The organism is Elstera litoralis, assembly GCF_000963705.1.
GTDB lineage: Bacteria > Pseudomonadota > Alphaproteobacteria > Elsterales > Elsteraceae > Elstera > Elstera litoralis.
In genome coordinates this window covers 1-758 of record NZ_LAJY01000948.1, presented here as the reverse complement: position 1 = coordinate 758, position 758 = coordinate 1, and the positions used below count along the sequence as shown (strand labels likewise).

The 758-nt window shown below is 49.5% G+C and carries 1 protein-coding gene; it reads left to right on the top strand.

The features are described 5' to 3' along the window. The coding region (locus VZ95_RS26360; RefSeq protein ID WP_198148474.1) for a hypothetical protein at nucleotides 1–514 on the top strand (514 nt) is incomplete at its 5' end. Nucleotides 515–758: the final 244 nt, after the last annotated feature.

Genomic DNA, 758 nt, shown 5'->3' with positions numbered 1-758 from the left:
CGATGCCGATCGTGAGATTGCCAAATATATTACGCTGTGGCGGAAACGTTACCCTGGGCACCAAGTCGGAATAGTCGGCCATAGCTGGGGCGGCTATTGCAGCTATCAAGTGGCCCAGCGCCTGGCTGGCGACGGTATTCCTCTTGATCTGCTCGTTACTCTTGATCCTGTTACGAAACGAGATTTTGAGCGCCGGGACGGGTTTGAGATCACAAAAAGCAATCGACCCTTCGAGCGCCCCCGAACCACGGAACGCTGGTATAATGTTTTTGTCCGCGATGATCCGGCAATGCCGACATGCTCCAATGTATCGATGGGTACGTCAAACCGGGTTGCGCGAAATGGCGGTGGTTCCTGGCGCGATCTTAAATTAAGGGGGCTTGTACATGGTGAATGGGAAATAACAAGCGACATTGTTTCGAATAATAGCCCCGTTTGCCATATGGATAATGGGCATGAGCTTGTGCAGAAGATGCTTACTAATGTTCATAAATATATCAGAGATCTAGCATGAAAATTTATATTCTAGCCGTTCTTGCGCCCGCTCTACTATCGGGGTGTATGCCTCTCTATTTTCTATGGGCTGAACTCAATCCGAGAGAAGCTTATCAAAGCTATTGGGGTGGACGGAATATCGATCCGGTCCCGGAAGCGGAGATCGACACCGTGATTTTGATGTCGGAGTTCGACGGCGTTTGCCAACGCGGGTTTTGTTGATGGAATGCCTGTTTATGCAGCAGTAAACATTAGAGATATGG